General features: G+C 43.9%; 15 protein-coding genes. 4 read left to right on the forward strand and 11 right to left on the reverse strand.

Annotated elements, in window-relative coordinates; all coding sequences use genetic code 11:
- The first annotated feature begins 14 nt into the window (after nucleotides 1-14).
- From glnL to tsaC, 4 genes are all read left to right on the forward strand, one after another.
- A complete protein-coding gene (glnL, locus tag JSY38_RS07010; RefSeq protein WP_114411782.1) occupies nucleotides 15-1,100 on the forward strand; it encodes a nitrogen regulation protein NR(II) in 1,086 nt (361 codons plus the stop codon).
- On the forward strand, nucleotides 1,097-2,530 hold the full coding sequence (ntrC, locus tag JSY38_RS07015) for a nitrogen regulation protein NR(I) (protein ID WP_114411723.1): 1,434 nt from the start codon (nucleotides 1,097-1,099) through the stop codon (nucleotides 2,528-2,530). The genes glnL and ntrC overlap by 4 nt, the downstream gene beginning before the upstream one ends.
- A 154-nt stretch (nucleotides 2,531-2,684) precedes the next feature.
- A complete protein-coding gene (locus JSY38_RS07020) occupies nucleotides 2,685-3,065 on the forward strand; it encodes a DUF3461 family protein (protein ID WP_114411724.1) in 381 nt (126 codons plus the stop codon).
- Between the two features lie 157 nt (nucleotides 3,066-3,222).
- Nucleotides 3,223-3,780, forward strand: coding sequence for an L-threonylcarbamoyladenylate synthase type 1 TsaC (gene tsaC / locus JSY38_RS07025; protein ID WP_205116065.1), 558 nt, complete (start codon nucleotides 3,223-3,225; stop codon nucleotides 3,778-3,780).
- Nucleotides 3,781-3,912: 132 nt separating this feature from the next.
- On the opposite strand, the gene JSY38_RS07030 is transcribed toward tsaC, so the two are convergent.
- The 11 genes from JSY38_RS07030 to JSY38_RS07080 all read right to left on the reverse strand — a co-directional run bounded on the left by JSY38_RS07030 (nucleotide 3,913) and on the right by JSY38_RS07080 (nucleotide 16,905).
- On the reverse strand, nucleotides 3,913-4,626 hold the full coding sequence (locus JSY38_RS07030) for an ABC transporter ATP-binding protein (RefSeq protein ID WP_114411726.1): 714 nt from the start codon (nucleotides 4,624-4,626) through the stop codon (nucleotides 3,913-3,915).
- Complete coding sequence (locus JSY38_RS07035; RefSeq protein WP_114411727.1) at nucleotides 4,623-5,504, reverse strand: ABC transporter ATP-binding protein; 882 nt, start codon at nucleotides 5,502-5,504, stop codon at nucleotides 4,623-4,625. The genes JSY38_RS07030 and JSY38_RS07035 overlap by 4 nt, the downstream gene beginning before the upstream one ends.
- Nucleotides 5,501-6,775 carry a high-affinity branched-chain amino acid ABC transporter permease LivM gene (gene livM, locus JSY38_RS07040; protein ID WP_114411728.1) on the reverse strand — a complete coding sequence of 425 codons (1,275 nt, stop codon included), beginning with the start codon at nucleotides 6,773-6,775 and terminating at the stop codon, nucleotides 5,501-5,503. Before livM ends, JSY38_RS07035 begins: the two co-directional genes overlap by 4 nt.
- Nucleotides 6,776-7,687, reverse strand: coding sequence for an ABC transporter permease subunit (locus tag JSY38_RS07045; protein WP_114411729.1), 912 nt, complete (start codon nucleotides 7,685-7,687; stop codon nucleotides 6,776-6,778).
- An 89-nt stretch (nucleotides 7,688-7,776) separates the two neighbouring features.
- Nucleotides 7,777-8,886, reverse strand: coding sequence for a branched-chain amino acid ABC transporter substrate-binding protein (locus JSY38_RS07050; RefSeq protein WP_114411730.1), 1,110 nt, complete (start codon nucleotides 8,884-8,886; stop codon nucleotides 7,777-7,779).
- A gap of 400 nt (nucleotides 8,887-9,286) precedes the next feature.
- On the reverse strand, nucleotides 9,287-10,321 hold the full coding sequence (locus tag JSY38_RS07055) for a divergent polysaccharide deacetylase family protein (RefSeq protein WP_239544414.1): 1,035 nt from the start codon (nucleotides 10,319-10,321) through the stop codon (nucleotides 9,287-9,289).
- Between the two features lie 69 nt (nucleotides 10,322-10,390).
- Nucleotides 10,391-11,677, reverse strand: coding sequence for a S41 family peptidase (locus tag JSY38_RS07060; protein WP_205116067.1), 1,287 nt, complete (start codon nucleotides 11,675-11,677; stop codon nucleotides 10,391-10,393).
- A gap of 51 nt (nucleotides 11,678-11,728) precedes the next feature.
- On the reverse strand, nucleotides 11,729-12,868 hold the full coding sequence (locus JSY38_RS07065) for a murein hydrolase activator EnvC family protein (RefSeq protein ID WP_114411733.1): 1,140 nt from the start codon (nucleotides 12,866-12,868) through the stop codon (nucleotides 11,729-11,731).
- Between the two features lie 7 nt (nucleotides 12,869-12,875).
- Nucleotides 12,876-14,405: a 2,3-bisphosphoglycerate-independent phosphoglycerate mutase gene (gene gpmI, locus JSY38_RS07070; protein WP_114411734.1), complete on the reverse strand. Its 1,530-nt coding sequence runs from the start codon at nucleotides 14,403-14,405 to the stop codon at nucleotides 12,876-12,878.
- A 111-nt stretch (nucleotides 14,406-14,516) separates the two neighbouring features.
- Nucleotides 14,517-15,419 (reverse strand): LysR substrate-binding domain-containing protein, encoded by a 903-nt coding sequence (locus tag JSY38_RS07075; protein WP_114411735.1) that lies wholly within the window; start codon nucleotides 15,417-15,419, stop codon nucleotides 14,517-14,519.
- 214 nt (nucleotides 15,420-15,633) lie between these two features.
- Nucleotides 15,634-16,905, reverse strand: a complete 1,272-nt coding sequence (locus JSY38_RS07080) for an NAD(P)/FAD-dependent oxidoreductase (RefSeq protein WP_205116069.1) — start codon at nucleotides 16,903-16,905, stop codon at nucleotides 15,634-15,636.
- Nucleotides 16,906-16,986 lie beyond the last annotated feature (81 nt).

Raw genomic sequence — 16,986 nt, forward strand, 5'->3', positions numbered from 1 at the left:
GAGAGGCGCTGTCTGTGTATAGTTTACTAATCGACCATTTATCCACTGCTGTTGTTCAATTAAACGATCAACTTCAAATTGAGTATTTAAACCCTGCTGCCGAAATGTTGTTAGCTGTTAGCCGTCGTCGAATCTATGGCAACGACATCGGCGTTGCATTTAGGGAAAGCGAAGAAAGCATTCAAGCTTTGTACTCCGCTATTGAATCTGGCCATCCATTCACAAAACGTGAAGCTGAAATTGAATGTAGCAATAACAAAAAGCTTTTCTGCGATTACACTGTCACCCCCGTTATGGGCACGACCAATAACACAGAAAGCCTCATTATAGAGCTGTACCCTCGCGATCGAATGAAGCGGATTTCGCAAGAAGACGAAATCATCGCTAACCATGAAAGCAGTAAAGAGCTGGTTCGTGGCCTAGCTCATGAAATTAAAAACCCGTTGGGTGGTATTCGTGGTGCAGCTCAGCTGATTAGCCGCGCCTTTACCGATGAAGCACTAAACGACTACACGCAAGTCATTATTGAAGAATCAGATCGCTTACGAGATCTAGTCGATCGTCTATTAGGCCCAAGACAATTACCAAAAAATAAATCTCTCAACATTCACAAAGTGATTGAGCGAGTTAGACAACTTATTTCGGTTGAAACCGAGAACCAAATTAAAGTAATCAGAGACTACGACCCCAGTATTCCAGACTTAATCGGGGACGAATCACAGCTAATACAAGCGCTTCTAAATATCACCCGAAACGCGATGCAAGCGCTAATGGAAGATCAAGGCAATCATCACAAGACTATTCATATGGTAACGCGCGCTTTGCGACAATTCACCATCGGCTCAAAGCGCCATCGCTTAGTCTGCAAAATCAGCATCATCGATAATGGTCCAGGTATACCTGAACACATTTTGAAGACTCTTTTTTATCCCATGGTCAGCGGTAGAGCAGATGGTACAGGCTTAGGCTTATCTATCGCACAGTCAGTGATTCACCAGCATCATGGAATTATTGAATGCAACAGTTACCCACAGAAAACCGAATTTAATATATTAATTCCCATTGAGACGACAGTCCAAGAACAGGAGAAACACTCATGACACCAGAAGAAACCGTATGGATTGTTGACGACGATCGCTCTATTCGCTGGGTTTTAGAGAAGACATTAGAACAAGAAGGAATCCAATGTCGCTTGTTTGATTCTGCCGAAAACCTAGTCAACCTTATTGATAAAGAACAACCAAGCGCCATTATCAGTGACATTCGAATGCCTGGCATGGACGGCTTAGCGTTGCTTGAAAAGCTACAGAAAGATCACCCCTATTTACCTGTTATTATCATGACAGCACACTCAGATTTAGAAAGTGCAGTAGCCTCTTACCAAGGTGGTGCGTTTGAGTACCTACCTAAACCCTTCGATGTCGAAGAAGCCGTTAGCCTTGTAAAGCGCGCCATGCTTCACCACCGCAATGCACGACCAAGCACTGACGATATGGAAGCCGAAGAAGAGCCACAAGTAGACAAAGAAATTATTGGTGAAGCTCCAGCCATGCAGGAGGTTTTCCGTGCTATTGGTCGACTTGCCAATTCTAATATTACCGTACTGATCAATGGTGAATCCGGTACAGGTAAAGAGCTAGTGGCCCAAGCCCTACACACCCACAGCCCTCGTGCAGCAAACCCTTTTATCGCTTTAAACATGGCCGCAATTCCACACGACTTAATTGAGTCTGAGTTATTTGGCCATGAAAAAGGTGCCTTTACCGGTGCCAATACACAGCGCCGAGGCCGTTTCGAACAAGCCAATGGCGGAACTCTATTTCTAGATGAAATTGGCGATATGCCAGCTGAGACACAAACACGCCTATTACGTGTTTTAGCGGACGGAGAATTCTATCGAGTGGGTGGACATACCCCAGTGAAAGTCGATGTTCGCATAATTGCAGCAACCCACCAAAACTTAGAAAACTTGGTGCAAAAAGGTTCGTTCCGTGAAGATTTATTTCACCGCCTAAACGTCATCCGTATTCACTTACCTAAGCTGGCAGAGCGTCGTGAAGACATTCCAAAGCTTGCTCGCCACTTCTTGAGCCGCGCAGCTGAAGAACTTGCCGTTGAGCCTAAACTGCTTACCAAAGAAACAGAGAACTATCTGACTCAACTAGATTGGCCTGGTAATGTCAGACAACTAGAAAATACCTGCCGCTGGTTAATTGTTATGGCATCGGGGCGTGAAGTTCTAGTGGAAGACTTACCACCTGAGTTATTAGCGGCAATTCCGCACGAGCAGCCTTTTGCATCATGGGAAGAAGCGCTGAAAAATTGGGTAGACAGCACGCTAGCGACAGGCCAGAAAGGCATCCTTGATCAAGCCGTACCAAAATTTGAACGCATTATGATAGAAACGGCGCTTGCTCACACTGGCGGACGTCGCCGTGATGCTTCTCTTCTTCTTGGCTGGGGACGTAATACACTAACCAGAAAAATCAAAGAATTGAACATTGATCATGCTGAACAAGATGAGGATTAATCAGACCTCATAGAGAAAAGAGTGATGCAGGCATCATGAATTAGTATTTGCCTGCATTATCTCAGCTTTATGCTGTTTTAGACTTGCTTTTACAGACACAATCCCCTACTAATTAAAGACGACTAAATGACCATTAATAAACGGGAAAACTGTTATGTATCCAACACTTCAGTCCATGGGTATCACAAGCATACAGGACATTGAAAAATTCACTTTGCGCTATGAAGGCGGCCACGATGTTTTAAAAATTTACTACCGTCGTGAAAAAGGCTCGCTACTTCCAAAAAGTAAAAAATTCAAATTTGGTCGCTCGACTAAAACCGTTTTAGCAGACGGCGGTCAACAAACTTATCGACAAGTACAAGAGCCTTCTTTAATTGTCTTACGTGCAATGGAAGAGCTAGAGAAAATCGTCGGTCGACAGCACGAAACCAAAGCATCAAAAGAAGATTTGATCAAAGAACTTGAGCACTTAGAAAAAGTCGTTAATAGCAAAATTAACGAAATCAAAGTAAAAATTGAGTCGATGCAATAAATCAATTTGATCGTTTGACAGAACTCCCTCTTTTGACTGAGCGGTGACTTACTATCGCTCAGTCATTTGATCACATTACCAACTAGCCCCATTTATAAAATCTCGCTACAATCTCCCGCTATTTCATATCTACTATATTTTCCAGAAGCCAATTATTATGAATCTTATAACCTGCGTCGAAGAGCTGGCCGATATTATCCGTAAAGGCGGCGTTATAGCTTACCCAACAGAAGCGGTTTGGGGATTAGGCTGTGATCCTTACAACGAATCTGCTGTAAGGCGAATTCTGGCCCTGAAAGATCGTCCAGAATACAAAGGTCTGATTTTGATTGCGGGGGCAAAAAACGAGCTAACACCCTGGCTGCAGACGCTAGATGCAAAAGCAGCAGAACGCTTAATTAGTAAAAATGACATTCCCACTTCTTGGGTCGTACCGGATACAACAATCACCCCGAGCTGGGTGAGAGGTGAGCATCAAAGTGTCGCCATACGCCTTTCACAGCACCAACCAGTACAACGTTTGTGTGCGGCTTATCAAGGCGTCATTGTGTCGACTTCGGCTAATCCTGCGGGGCTAGATCCAGCCATGAGCGTAGAAGAAATAAATGCGTACTTTGGTGGCAAAGTGGATGCTATTTTTAACGCACCACTAGGTGGCGCTTCACAACCCTCACAAGTGAGAGACATTCTGACAGACACCCTGTTTCGAGCTTAAATTAAGCCAATACGGATAGGTATATCCATCTATTGTGTATAAGCCCAGTTTTTACCCACAATACAAAATAAAAAAGCGCGGTGACCTTGTTTATAAACTGGTCACCACGCTTTTTTCTTACTTTAACTGAGTTTAATGACCGCCTAGATAAGCATCACGCACTTCAGGATTAACCAAGAGCTCCGCTCCAGTTCCCGTCAATCGAATCTCACCATTCACCATAACATAGCCACGGTTGGCCAGTTTTAGTGCATGGTTAGCGTTCTGCTCCACCAAGAAAATTGTCATCCCAGTGCTAGCCACATCTTTCAAAATTTGAAAAATTTGCTTAACAATTATTGGCGCCAAACCTAGGCTTGGCTCATCCAATAAAAGCAATTTTGGACGACTCATTAGAGCTCGCGCTATAGCCAACATCTGCTGCTCACCACCAGACATGGTCGATGCTCGCTGGTTACGACGCTCCAATAACCTAGGGAACAATCCGAACATACGCTGCATATCTTCTTCCGCATGATCCATGCCGATTGGAATCGTCCCCATTAATAGGTTTTCCTCCACTGTCATGCCTGGAAAAATACGACGTCCCTCTGGCGATTGAGCCAAACCGTGAGAAGCCACGTAATGGGCAGATTTTTGTGATATATCTTCACCGCGATAAATGATTTCACCGGAAGAAATTCGAGGCTGACCAAATATAGACATTAACAACGTCGATTTACCCGCGCCATTCGCACCAATCAAGGTAACAATTTCACCTTCATCTACGGTTAGAGAGACTTTTTTTAACGCTTGAATCGGGCCGTAATGCACGTCAACATCTTTAAACTGCATCAATGTAGTCATAGTGTTACTTCCTCGCCTTCTTCTGCACCAAGGTAAGCCGCAATAACCTTTGGATTACTCTTAATATCATCTGGACCACCTTTGGCAATAACTTCACCATGGTCTAACACAACGATGTAATCGGAGATATCCATTACCATCCCCATATCGTGCTCGATTAACAGAACCGTCGTGTTGTGCTCATCACGGAGGACTCGAATCATCTTCGTTAAGGCTTCAGTTTCAGATGGGTTTAAACCTGCAGCAGGCTCATCCAAACAAACAATTTCAGGATTAGTACACATGGCACGCGCAATCTCTAAGCGACGCTGCTGCCCATATGAAAGTTCGCCTGCCAGACGGTTTGCTGAATCCACAAGGTCCACTACACCTAACCAATAAAAAGCACGTTCTAATGCTTCTTCTTCGGCTTTTTTATAACCTTTCGTGTTCAAAATTCCAGCAATCAGACTGCGATTAACAAGCATATGCTGAGCAACTAACAAATTTTCAATCACAGACATTTCTTTAAACAAACGAATGTTCTGAAATGTTCTAGACAAGCCTGCTCGGTTCACAAGATGAGACCCACCGAACATTTTGTACTTAAGACGAGAGGCAAATGAGGCAGGTGAAATAAAGTCAGTCGCTTTGAAAGGTTCGCCCAGTACTTTAATAATACTGGTTTCCTTACCGCCAGCAGATAATTGAATCTTGCCACCAGTCGCTTTATAAAAACCGGTAAGGCAGTTAAACACAGTGGTTTTACCCGCACCGTTAGGTCCAATCAAAGCTGATACTGAACCGCGCTTAATATCAAAAGTCACATCATTTAGCGCTTTAATACCACCAAAGTGCATCACCAAGTTTTCAACAGCTAAAATATTTTCTTGGTTCATTTCACCACCCCTTTTTTCGGAGAAAAGCCTGTTCTAGTTACACGAACAATGCCCCGAGGCTTCCAAATCATCATTACCACCATCAAAATACCAAACATCAACACACGGTATTCTGCGAACTCCCTTAACATTTCAGGTAATACTGTTAAACAGAAGGCAGCAATAACTACACCTAATGTTGACCCCATACCACCTAATACCACAATCGCTAAAATTAATGCAGACTCAAAGAAAGTAAATGAGGACGGATTAACAAAGCCTTGGTAAGTCGCGAAAAATACACCCGCCAAACCACCAGTCGAAGCGCCTATCATGAAAGCAGAAAGTTTCACCAACACATGGTTCAACCCCAATGACCGACAGGCTATCTCATCTTCGCGTAGTGCTTCCCAAGCACGGCCAATTGGCATTTTTACCAGACGATGCTTGATAAAAAGCACGGCCCATACAACAGCAAATAGTACGATATAGATAAACATGTACTTATAAGCAGAATCATAGGGGATATTAAAGAACTCGTGGAAGGTTTCACCGTCTCTCGACCTGCGCTTAAACTCCAAACCAAAGAAGGTTGGCAAAGGTGCTGACACACCATTAGGACCATGAGTGAATGACGCCCAGTTTGTTAAGATAAGACGAATAATTTCACCAAACCCTAATGTCACAATCGCCAAATAATCACCATGCATTCGCAATACAGGAAAGCCTAATATAGCCCCAGCAAACGCCGCAAGTATGGCAGCAATTGGCAACATCGACCAAAAGCCTAGTCCTAAGTTTTCATAGCCTAATGCTAGGCCATAAGCCCCGATGGCATAAAAGCCAACAAAACCCAAATCCAGTAGACCGGCCAAACCGACAACGATATTTAGACCCAAGCCCAGTAAGACATAGATTAAACCTAGGATAATAACTGTCAGTACATATTTAGACGCGATAAAAGGTATCAAGAGACCAACCGCGATGACCAATGGAATAATCCATATCATTTTGGATTTATGGCCAGGAGGAAGAACCGTGACGCCGTCATCACTATTGGCATAACGAAAAGCCAGCGCGATGCCTTTTTCTGTCTGCAAGAAGCTAGACATAACAAAACGTCCGACTGCAACTACCGCCACAATCCAAGCAACTCGCCCAAATTCGGCATTGAAACCGTAACCATCCAATACGACACCAACAATTGGCCCAAACAAAACCAATGCCATTAAGCCAGCAATGAAGGCATCAACACTACTTTTCTTAAAATTTATTCCTACTGCTTGGCTCATTTATACTTTCTCCACTTCAGGTTTGCCTAGAAGGCCACTTGGGCGAATAATCAAAATGAGAACTAATAAAGAGAATGAGAAAACATCTTTATAATCAGAACTAATCAACCCAGCAAACAGAGCCTCAGATAATCCAAGGATTAGCCCGCCTAGCATAGCGCCAGGTAAAGAACCTATGCCGCCAAGCACCGCTGCAGTAAACGCTTTGATACCAATAATAAAGCCAACATAAAAATCAAATGCGCCATAGTCTAATGTCACCAATACGCCAGCCAAGGCCGCCATCACAGCACCGATCACGAATACCGTTGATATAACCTTATCTGTGTCGATACCCAAAATAGACGCCATTTTTCTGTCTTGCTGAGTCGCTCGACACATGCGGCCTAATTTTGTTTTTTGAATAACATAAGTCAGTACGCCCATTCCCAATAAGGAAACGAACAAAATAAATAATTTCATATAAGTGATTTGTACAAATCCATCACCCACTGAAAAGCGGATAGCGCCAGTCAATAGAGTTGGAACACCTTGTTGGTTCGCTCCCTGACTCAATTGCACGTAGTTTTGTAAAATCAGCGACATACCGATTGCAGAAATTAATACTGCCAAACGGCTAGAGCTTCTTAATGGTCTATAGGCGATACGTTCAATCACCCAACCATAAGCCCCCGTTACAGCAACGGTAAGAAACAATGTACCAACAATAATGATAGGAAAAGATTCGATACCGAAGAATGTTAAAATCGCAATAGCAATAGCGGTGATATAAGCTGACACCATATACACGTCGCCATGGGCGAAGTTAATCATGCCTATAATGCCGTACACCATGGTGTAACCGATCGCAATGAGTCCGTAAACAGAACCAAGGGTAAGACCGTTTACCAGCTGCTGGAGAACGATATCCATCGTAAGACCTCGTGGGAATTTAGCTCAAATAGAGAGGATATCTGCTAGCAGATCCTTGCTAGCAGATACATTTATGGAGATTCTAAAAATTAATTTAGCTGAATGGATTTACCATTTTGCCATTCATACATCACGTAATCGGAAACAACCAAATCGCCTTTATCATCGAATTGTTTTTTGCCCATTACGGTATCTGTAGCGTTATTTTTTAGCCACTCAGCGCCCTTGATAGGATCTAAGTCATTATTTGCCAAAGCTGCCGCAGCTACTTGCATAGCGGTGTAAGAATATAATGTGTAGCCTTCTGGCTCGTAACCGCTAGCACGGAACTCGCCTACTACTTTTTTACCAGCTGGGTATGAGGTTGGATCAGCACCAAAAGTGTTTAAGACACCTTCAACGTATGTCGGAGAGCCTGCAACAGAAACAAACTCATCCGATACAATACCGTCACCAGACATAAAGATGGCTTTTGAACCTTGCTCGCGCAATTGGCGAACCAAAGGACCCGCTTCGGAATGAAGACCACCGAAGTAAACAACATCTGCATCTACAGAACGAATCTTAGTGATCAATGCGTTGAAATCTTTCTCACCACGAGTCAGACCTTCATACATCACTTCTTTTTCGCCATAAGCGTTAAGTGTTGACTTCATAGCATCAGCAAGACCTTTACCATAAGTATCTTTGTCGTGAATGATTGCAACACGCTTAGCCTTAAGAACATCAACAATATAACTTGCTGCTACGTCACCTTGCTGATCATCACGACCACATACACGGAAAACGTTAGGAAAGCCTTGATCAGTTAATAGAGGCGCTGTCGAAGCAGGCGTAACCATTAGAACACCAGCTTCTTCATAGATTCGAGAAGCAGGGATAGAAGAAGACGAACAGAAGTGCCCAACCACAGCCAAAGCTTCATCAGAGTCAACTAAGCGGTTAGCAACCGAAACGGCCTGTTTTGGTTCACAAGCATCATCCGCTTTTACAAGCTTTATCATTTCACCATTAATACCACCTGCAGCATTAATGTCCATGGCCGCTTTTTCAGCCCCTTTCCACAATTGCTCACCGAACGCTGCGTATGCCCCTGTATGAGGACCCGCTACACCAATTACTACATCAGCTTGAGCCAGTGTCGCAGCACCAGCAACCGCAAGAGAAATTAATGTTTTTCTAATAACCGCATTTGACATAAGAAAAGCCTCTATTCGTTTTGTGATTTATCGTTATTATTCAAAAGCAAGAAGCGTTCCAACAATTTTACCCATAGAAAAAGTATAAAATGTGGAACTTAATACAGCAACTATTCAAAAAATGTGCACCGTAATAAGGCTACACATTAATATCACTGCCATCTTTGGTCAATAGTAGTGCAGATAAATTGTACAAATTGATCGAATTAAACGCTGCGTTTAAAAATATAAGCAAAATTAATCACTAGGTTTTTTTATAAGAAAAGGTTTTTCCACTAAAGTGGTTCGATAAACGCACTATATGAGGGCGAAAGCAAAGAGAGTCATACCTATAAGGAATAACTGATACAAAGTCAGAGTAATAATGCACTCAATGCTCAATCAGATGATAAAACAAAACTCAATTATCTGGCTCACCCTGAGAAGACACTAGCAAAAAAGACAGCGGAACGAGAAGCACACCATCATGCTCCAAACTGGATAGGCGTTTTTTCAAATAAGACATAGTTTCTGGGTAAGGATGGCCAATCGCCAGCGCACTCCCGTTCTTTCTGGCAAGTTTTAGTAGGCGCGTGAATTGCTTATCAATGGCAGCCTCGGTGCGAATATTATCCAAGAACACGTCACGGCTGACTGTGTCTAAACCGTACTCTTGCGCTGTTTTCTTAGCAACACTTTTCGGGCTGGTTAAACTGTCGATAAAAAACAAAGATCGGCCTTTTAGCGTTTCCATCACCCAAGCCATAGAATTGGCCTTGGTGGTTAACAAGCTCCCCATATGGTTGTTCACACCTTGAATACCCGGCAAACCGTCTAAGTCTTTGCTTAGCGTCGCTTTTAATTCGTCTTCCGTCATATTGGCATACAAACCACCAGGACCAAGCTTCAACTCTCGTTGATTTTCCATCGGAGCATGTAATAGTGTAATACGTTTTTGCTTTTGTGCCGACGTTGCCGTTTGCATAGCAAAAGGGGTACTTGGCAAGATGGCCAAGGCCACTTCTGTCGGCAGCGATAAAGACGAATCCATGCCATGACGGTTGTAGCCTAGATCATCAATTAAAATCGCAATCCTTGGCATTTTAGGATGCACATCCACAGCCAGTATTTTAGAGGGCGCCGATATCTTGGGCTCACTGCGTTCAAGTGGTGCTTGTTCCTCAACACCATCAGATGCATCCAAAAAAGGCACAATAGCAGGAGCCCAAGGCTCCCTAGCATCTAATAAAATATTACCCTTGTCTGCATTAGTCTGTTCAACTTCGTCTTCTGCCAACACGTTTGTGTCAATGACAGGACCCAAATGCTCAGGCAAAACAACCGCCTCCTCAGAACGAGCGGCATCTTGCTGCGCCTCAATAAAAGCCACGTCTTCGACCAAAAATTCACTTGAATCATTTGCCCATACAGACAATGCCAATGAACAAATCACCACAGAACAAATTTTCTTAAAATTAACCAAGCGAACCATTACCCAAAAAAAATACGTTTATAAAACAAAAGGCTACTTATGCGAAAGCTTAGGCAGAGTTTTTAAAATAGTCACCGCCTGATAAAGTTGAAAATCCGTTTTTGCCAATTCTCCAATGTCGGATTTCACGTCAGAACTGGTACGTTCCTCTCCACCCGTTCCGTTTCCTAAATGGCCTTTTAGTTCGGCTTCCTTAACAAAAAACTGCCCTTTCTCGAACGTCAGTGTCGCCTGTGGCACCACTAGGTCCGGCGTGATACCTTGAGCTTGAATCGAGCGGCCATTTGGCGTGTAGTAAAGTGCGGTAGTCAATTTAACCGCATCACCATGAGATAGAGGAATCACGGTTTGGACCGATCCTTTCCCGAACGTTTCTGTGCCCATAATCACTGCCCGCTGGTGATCTTGTAAGGCACCAGCAACGATCTCAGACGCAGAGGCAGACCCCTCGTTTACAAGGACAACGAGCGGAATATTGGCCAACTTGGTATTTTTCTCTGTTGCCGTAAATTGGCTCTTGGACATATCATGGCGGCCATTCGTATAAACAATCATGCCTGTATCAATAAAAGCATCAACTACACCTACTGCGCTTTGCAGCACACCGCCTGGGTTATTACGCAAATCCAGAACAACGCCTTGAATCTTGTTTTCTTTTTTCAGCTTATCAATAGCAAGGTGAAACTCTTCACTGCTGTCGCCTTGAAATTGGCTAATACGAAAATACGCAATACCTTCGCCTAACCATTTATCCGTCACACTGGCATCTTCCACAAGTCGACGCACAAGCTCAAAGTGCTTAATCTCACCATCACGCTCGATATCTAAAGTCACGGTAGTGCCAACTTCGCCACGCATCATAGTAACGATATCCTGCATACCAAGATCGGTAATAAGCGTGTTATCAATCTTCACGATGACATCACCAGCTAAAATACCAGCTTCTGCAGCCGCAGAACCGTCAACAGGCGCAACAATAGTCAAACGTTTGTCTTTCATTTCGACTTCAACACCAACGCCAGCATAGTTACCAGACGTTAGCTCATTAAAATCGACTAATTCTTCTTTGGTAAAATATTCAGAATGCGGATCCAGGCCTGACACCATGCCTTTCAAAGCTTTATTCAGAATATCTTGATCTGACATTTCTTCCACATAACCTTCTCGAATGGTTTCAAAGGTTTCAACAAAAGACTGAATCTCAGCACTCGGCAGCTTAGACTTCTCCTGATTTCCTTCCGGAGTTTGCGCAGCAAAAACAGGCTGAGCTAATAGCGCAATAAATATAAAAGAAACCTGTCTACGCAAAGTATTGTTCATGGTCATTCCTATCACTGGTTACTAGGGCGTATTTATTCGTTGTGTAAAAAATCACCCAGCTCTTACCCAAGAAAGTGGTTTTAATGGCGTGCCATTGTGTCGTATAGCAAAAAATAAAGCCGTGTCTGGGCGACCACCCGTACTGCCAGCCATTGCCACAGTATCATTAGCGCCAACCCACTCTCCAACTTCTTTTAAAAGACTTTGATTGTAACCGTATAATGACATGTAACCGTCACCATGATCTAAAATAAGTAAAAAGCCGAACCCTCGCATCCAGTCAGAGAAAACAACTCGACCTGAAAATATGGCGTGTATAGGCTCACCTTCTTTAGCACGTAATGTCACACCACCTAAATTTATGCTGCCATTAGTCGATAGTTCAGACAGTTTTTTTAAAGGGCTGATGAGCTTACCTCGTTGTGATGAGAAAGGCACATCCTGATCAGGAATCTGAATATCAGCCAACGCTTCTTCTAAACGCTGTAACATATCTTGTAAGTTTTTCTGGTCTTGTACCAATTGCTTCGCGCGCTTGTCACCTGTTGCCAAATCTTTGTCTAGCTTAGCAAGTAGGTCGCGTCGATCCGCTTGCTGACTTGTCAACCGATTACGCTCTGCCACCAGCTCTGTTTCTTCTTTGGCTTGCTGGGCTCTATGGCTACGAATGCTTTTTTCGACAAGATTTAAATCACTTACTTCGGTCACAAAGCCATTAATAAGCGATTGTCTAGCATTAGAAAAATAACGGTTGTATTGCACTAAACGCTCAGCATCTTCTGAGCTATCACCATTGAGGAGTAGCTTGATACTTTCTTCATTGCCGGAACGATAAACCGCCCTCAATTGGGCGGCTATTTGTTCATTTTGTTGCTGAATACTCAGCTGCAGAGACCGCTGCTGGACTCGTAGTTCCCCGAGCTGTTTCTCACCTTTTTTGAGACTTTCCTGAATACTTTGGATTTTTTTAAGCAACTCTTGGATATCTTTTTCTTTTCCTTCAAGCTGCTTTTCCACATCTGAGCGCTCAGATTTTATATCTTTTAGCCAGCTGTTAAGCTTTTTCAAGTCTTTCTGTAAAGCCTGAATCTGCTGCTTGGCCTCTTCTGGCGTTTGAGGCTCACCTGCCGCCCAGCCAATGCTGGACAACAGGAATAAACTCAAAAAAAGATGGCGGAATAATACGGTCATTCTTGCCTCAATCCCGTGTCAGCAAGCTGACACCTGTCATCTCTGCTGGCTTTTCCATTCCCATCATATCGAGCAAAGTAGGCGCAAGGTCACACAATGCCCCTTCTTTAATGCCTAACCCTTGAGTAGGAGAGAACAAAACCAGCGGTACAGGACCAATAGTATGAGAGGTCAACGGCTGAGCACCATCATCGCTTAACATCTGCTCCACGTTACCGTGGTCAGCAGTAATCAAACACTGACCACCGTTCACTTTCAAAGCTTCAATTATACGACCTAGACAAGCATCAACCGCTTCAACGGCTTTTACTGCGGCTTCAAAAATACCACTGTGACCAACCATGTCACCGTTGGCAAAGTTACAGATGATAGTGTCGTATTTACCCGCTTCGATGACTTCCACCAGCTTATCGGTAACTTCTGGCGCACTCATTTCTGGTTTTAAATCGTAAGTGGCAACATTCGGAGAAGGAATCAATTCGCGCTCTTCGCCATCAAATAAAGCTTCTTCGCCACCATTAAAGAAAAACGTAACGTGAGCGTATTTTTCGGTTTCAGCTATACGCAATTGTTTCTTATCGTTCTTCGCCAAGACTTCACCCAAGGTATTAGTCAAGGCAACGGGAGGAAATGCCACGTCGGCTTTGATAGTTGAGGCAAACTCAGTGAAGGTAACAAAAGACGCTAGTTTTGGATAAACAGCGCGAGTGAAACCATCGAAGTCAGCTTCGGTGAACGCACGAGTTAACTGACGAGCACGGTCTGGACGAAAGTTTGCGAAGATAATCGCATCGCCATCTTGCACAGGTGCAGATTCGCCCACAATAGTCGCTTTTACAAACTCGTCATTTTCGTCACGTTCATAAGCCGCTTGAATAGCCGCTTCCGCCGTATCCGCTTGAAACTCGCCTTTACCTAAAACAATGGCATCGTATGCCGTCTGCACTCGATCCCAACGATTATCGCGGTCCATTGCATAATAACGACCCGTTAAGGTAGCAATTTTACCAACGCCTAGCTTTGCCAGTTTAGCGTCTAGCTCAGCCGCTGGCGTTTTAGCAGAACGAGGTGGCGTATCACGGCCATCGGTGAAACCATGAACGTAAACTGCTTTTGCACCGCGCTTGGCCGCTAGTTCGCACATCGCCATGATTTGCTCATGGTGACTGTGAACACCACCATCAGACAACAAACCTAAAATATGAACCGCTTTGCCAGCACCAACTGCTTTATCAACCGCATTTACAAGGGCTGCATTTTCAAAAAAAGAACCATCTTCAATGGCTTTACCGATACGAGTAAAGTTTTGATAAACCACGCGGCCAGCACCTAAATTCATGTGCCCAACTTCAGAATTACCCATTTGACCTTCGGGTAAACCCACCGCAAGGCCAGATGTTTTAATAAGAGTATGTGGCTGATTATTCCAAAGTGCGTCCCAGTTAGGCGTATTCGCAGCAGCAATGGCATTGGATTTGGACGTTTCGCTGTATCCCCATCCATCAAGAATAAAGAGAGCGGTAGTTTTTTTGTTCATGTTAATCTATCCCGTAAATGGCTCATGACTATGCCTCGATACTACCACAGGCTTGTAATTTAATTACAGAGCAGCACAACTATTCAGACTATTAATTTCACTAATGAAAAACTAAGACTGATTTCGCTTAGCTAATAACCAGTCTCGAAAAACCACGACTTGCTCAAGATCGGCCTTGTCCGCTGGATAAGACAAAAGATATTCATGGGGCGTAGAAACAGCATCACCGAATGGTGCCACCAGCTCGCCATTTTTCAGGCTACGTTCGGCCAACACACTTGGCATAATGGCAATTCCCATACTGTTTTTAGCTGCTTCAAGCAACATATGAAAATGCGCAAAAGAAGCACCAGCGAAAGAACCACTTTCCAACCCTTGGGAAACCATCCAATCTGGCCAAGCATTAATGCGAGACGATAAATGCAAAAATGGAAATAGTGTCACGTCTTCAACTTTCCATGCATCCATAGTTTTATCTCCCATTCTTGCTAATAGTTCAGCAGAACAGACAGCAATCACTTTTTCCTTCATCAACTGATGGGAGATCGCTCTCGGCCAATGATCGCCACCATAATGCAAAATGATATCAATGCTTTCAGGATCTATTTTTGCAGCGTCATCTAGTGAGCGAACTTTAATTTGAAATTGTGGATGGGCCGTTTGAAACTCTGCCAGAAGCGGCATCAGCCAATAAGAAGCTAAGGTAGGCAAAGCCGATATAGTCAGTGTGGTTTTTTCATCTTCTCTATGCAGCATACGTAAACAAGCGTTTTCCATGCCATCAAGCAAGGGCACCACTTCTTTGTAATAAGCCGCGCCCGTTCCTGTTAATACCAAACGCTTATTGAGACGAATAAATAAATCTCGCGACAAGAATTCTTCAAGGTTACGAATCTGTCGACTGACCGCACTCTGAGTCAGGTGCAACTCTTCCGCCGCCTTAGTAAAACTTAAGTGTCTGACAGAGGCTTCGAAGCATTTTAACGCGGTTGACGATGGAATATAACGGCGCATCTAGACGTTGCTCATTCACGTAAATTAAAAGACAAAAATTGAAAGTAAAAACAAGAAGAGAATAACTCTATCCTATATCACACTGATTCCCAACAGGAAAAATAAAAAACGCACCATAAAGATGCGTTTTAGTGTAAAAGTTATTCGCAGTAAACTTATGCCTGTGCCAAACTAACCGTAACATTTACATGATGTAGCGAGCGCAGTAATCATTCTAATCCAAAGCGTGAGACTGTTGCCCAAGATGATAAGTATGAGCACCTACTTCATAAAACAGGCGCTTCAGCTCTCGAAACGAGATATCTCGCAGTAATGTTGTTGGTATAGACAAGCTTTCTCTTCGACCCGACAGCCACTCTGCCAATTCCGCGCCAACAACAGTTCCTGGCCCAATACCTCGACCGCTGTAGCCTGCCACACTAAACAAGCCTTTTTGTAGCTGCTGGCAATGGGGCAAATGGTCTTCGCTGTAAGCGATTTTTCCTGTCCAGCAATAGTCCCATTCCACTTTGCTTAGAATAGGGAACAATTCAGATATCCGCTGGGTCGCCCAGTTTGAATGAACACCACCCTCACCACCCATACCACCAAACACTAAACGGCCTTGCTGATCCAAACGGAAAGAACTCATTACAGTACAGGTATCCCAAACGCCTTCTTTGTTAGGTAACACAAAGGCCAATTGCGCTTCGCTTAAGGGCTTAGTCGCCAATTGGGAATAAAAGATAGGCACAAATTTACGCGCCTGCTCTTTCACTCCGAATTCACTGTACGCATTCGTCGCTAAAATCACTTTTTCAGCATGTACCTGACCTTTTTTAGTGTGCAAAACCCAGCCATTTTCAGCAGGTTCAATTTTGCTCACAGGCGACTGATCAAAAAGCTTAGCGCCTTCTTTTAACGCCCCATGGGCTAAGCCACGAGCATACGCCAAAGGTTGAATCGTTCCAGCTCTTGGATCAAACAAGGCAGAATTGAATTTTCCAGAACCAATGCGAGCTTGCGCTTCTGCGGCATCCAGCAACTGAACGGGCGCACCGCGTTTCTTCATTTGCTCATAACGACGCTGTAATTGTGCCAAGCCCGCTTTGCCAACACCCGCGTGCAATGTGCCATTTCGCACAGGCTCACACTGAATGTTGTATTCTTTAATTAGGCTGTAAACAAAATCAGGCGCGGCGGCTAACGCCTTGTACATAGCATTCCCCGCTTCGGCACCAAGCGTTTTGTCTAACTGATCTGGCTCTAACCAAACACCGGCATTTGCTAGTCCCACATTACGTCCAGACCCGCCAAAGCCCACTTCTTGTGCTTCAACCACAGCAACAGAAATACCGAATTTAGCTAAATGCAAAGCAGCCGAAAGACCTGTAAAGCCCGCACCAACGATAACCACATCAACATCAACACGACCTTCTAAAGGAGTTAATAAAGGCGCATCTGGAGAGCTTGCACGCCATAAAGAATTACAGACTTTTTCTGACATATGACAACCCCAATAAAGACATTGACCAAACCTTTAAGCCAAAACCTAAACAGGCGAGAAAGTCTCGCCTGTTACTTTCCT

The organism is Marinomonas foliarum, assembly GCF_016906065.1.
In the GTDB taxonomy this organism is placed as follows: Bacteria; Pseudomonadota; Gammaproteobacteria; order Pseudomonadales; family Marinomonadaceae; genus Marinomonas; species Marinomonas foliarum.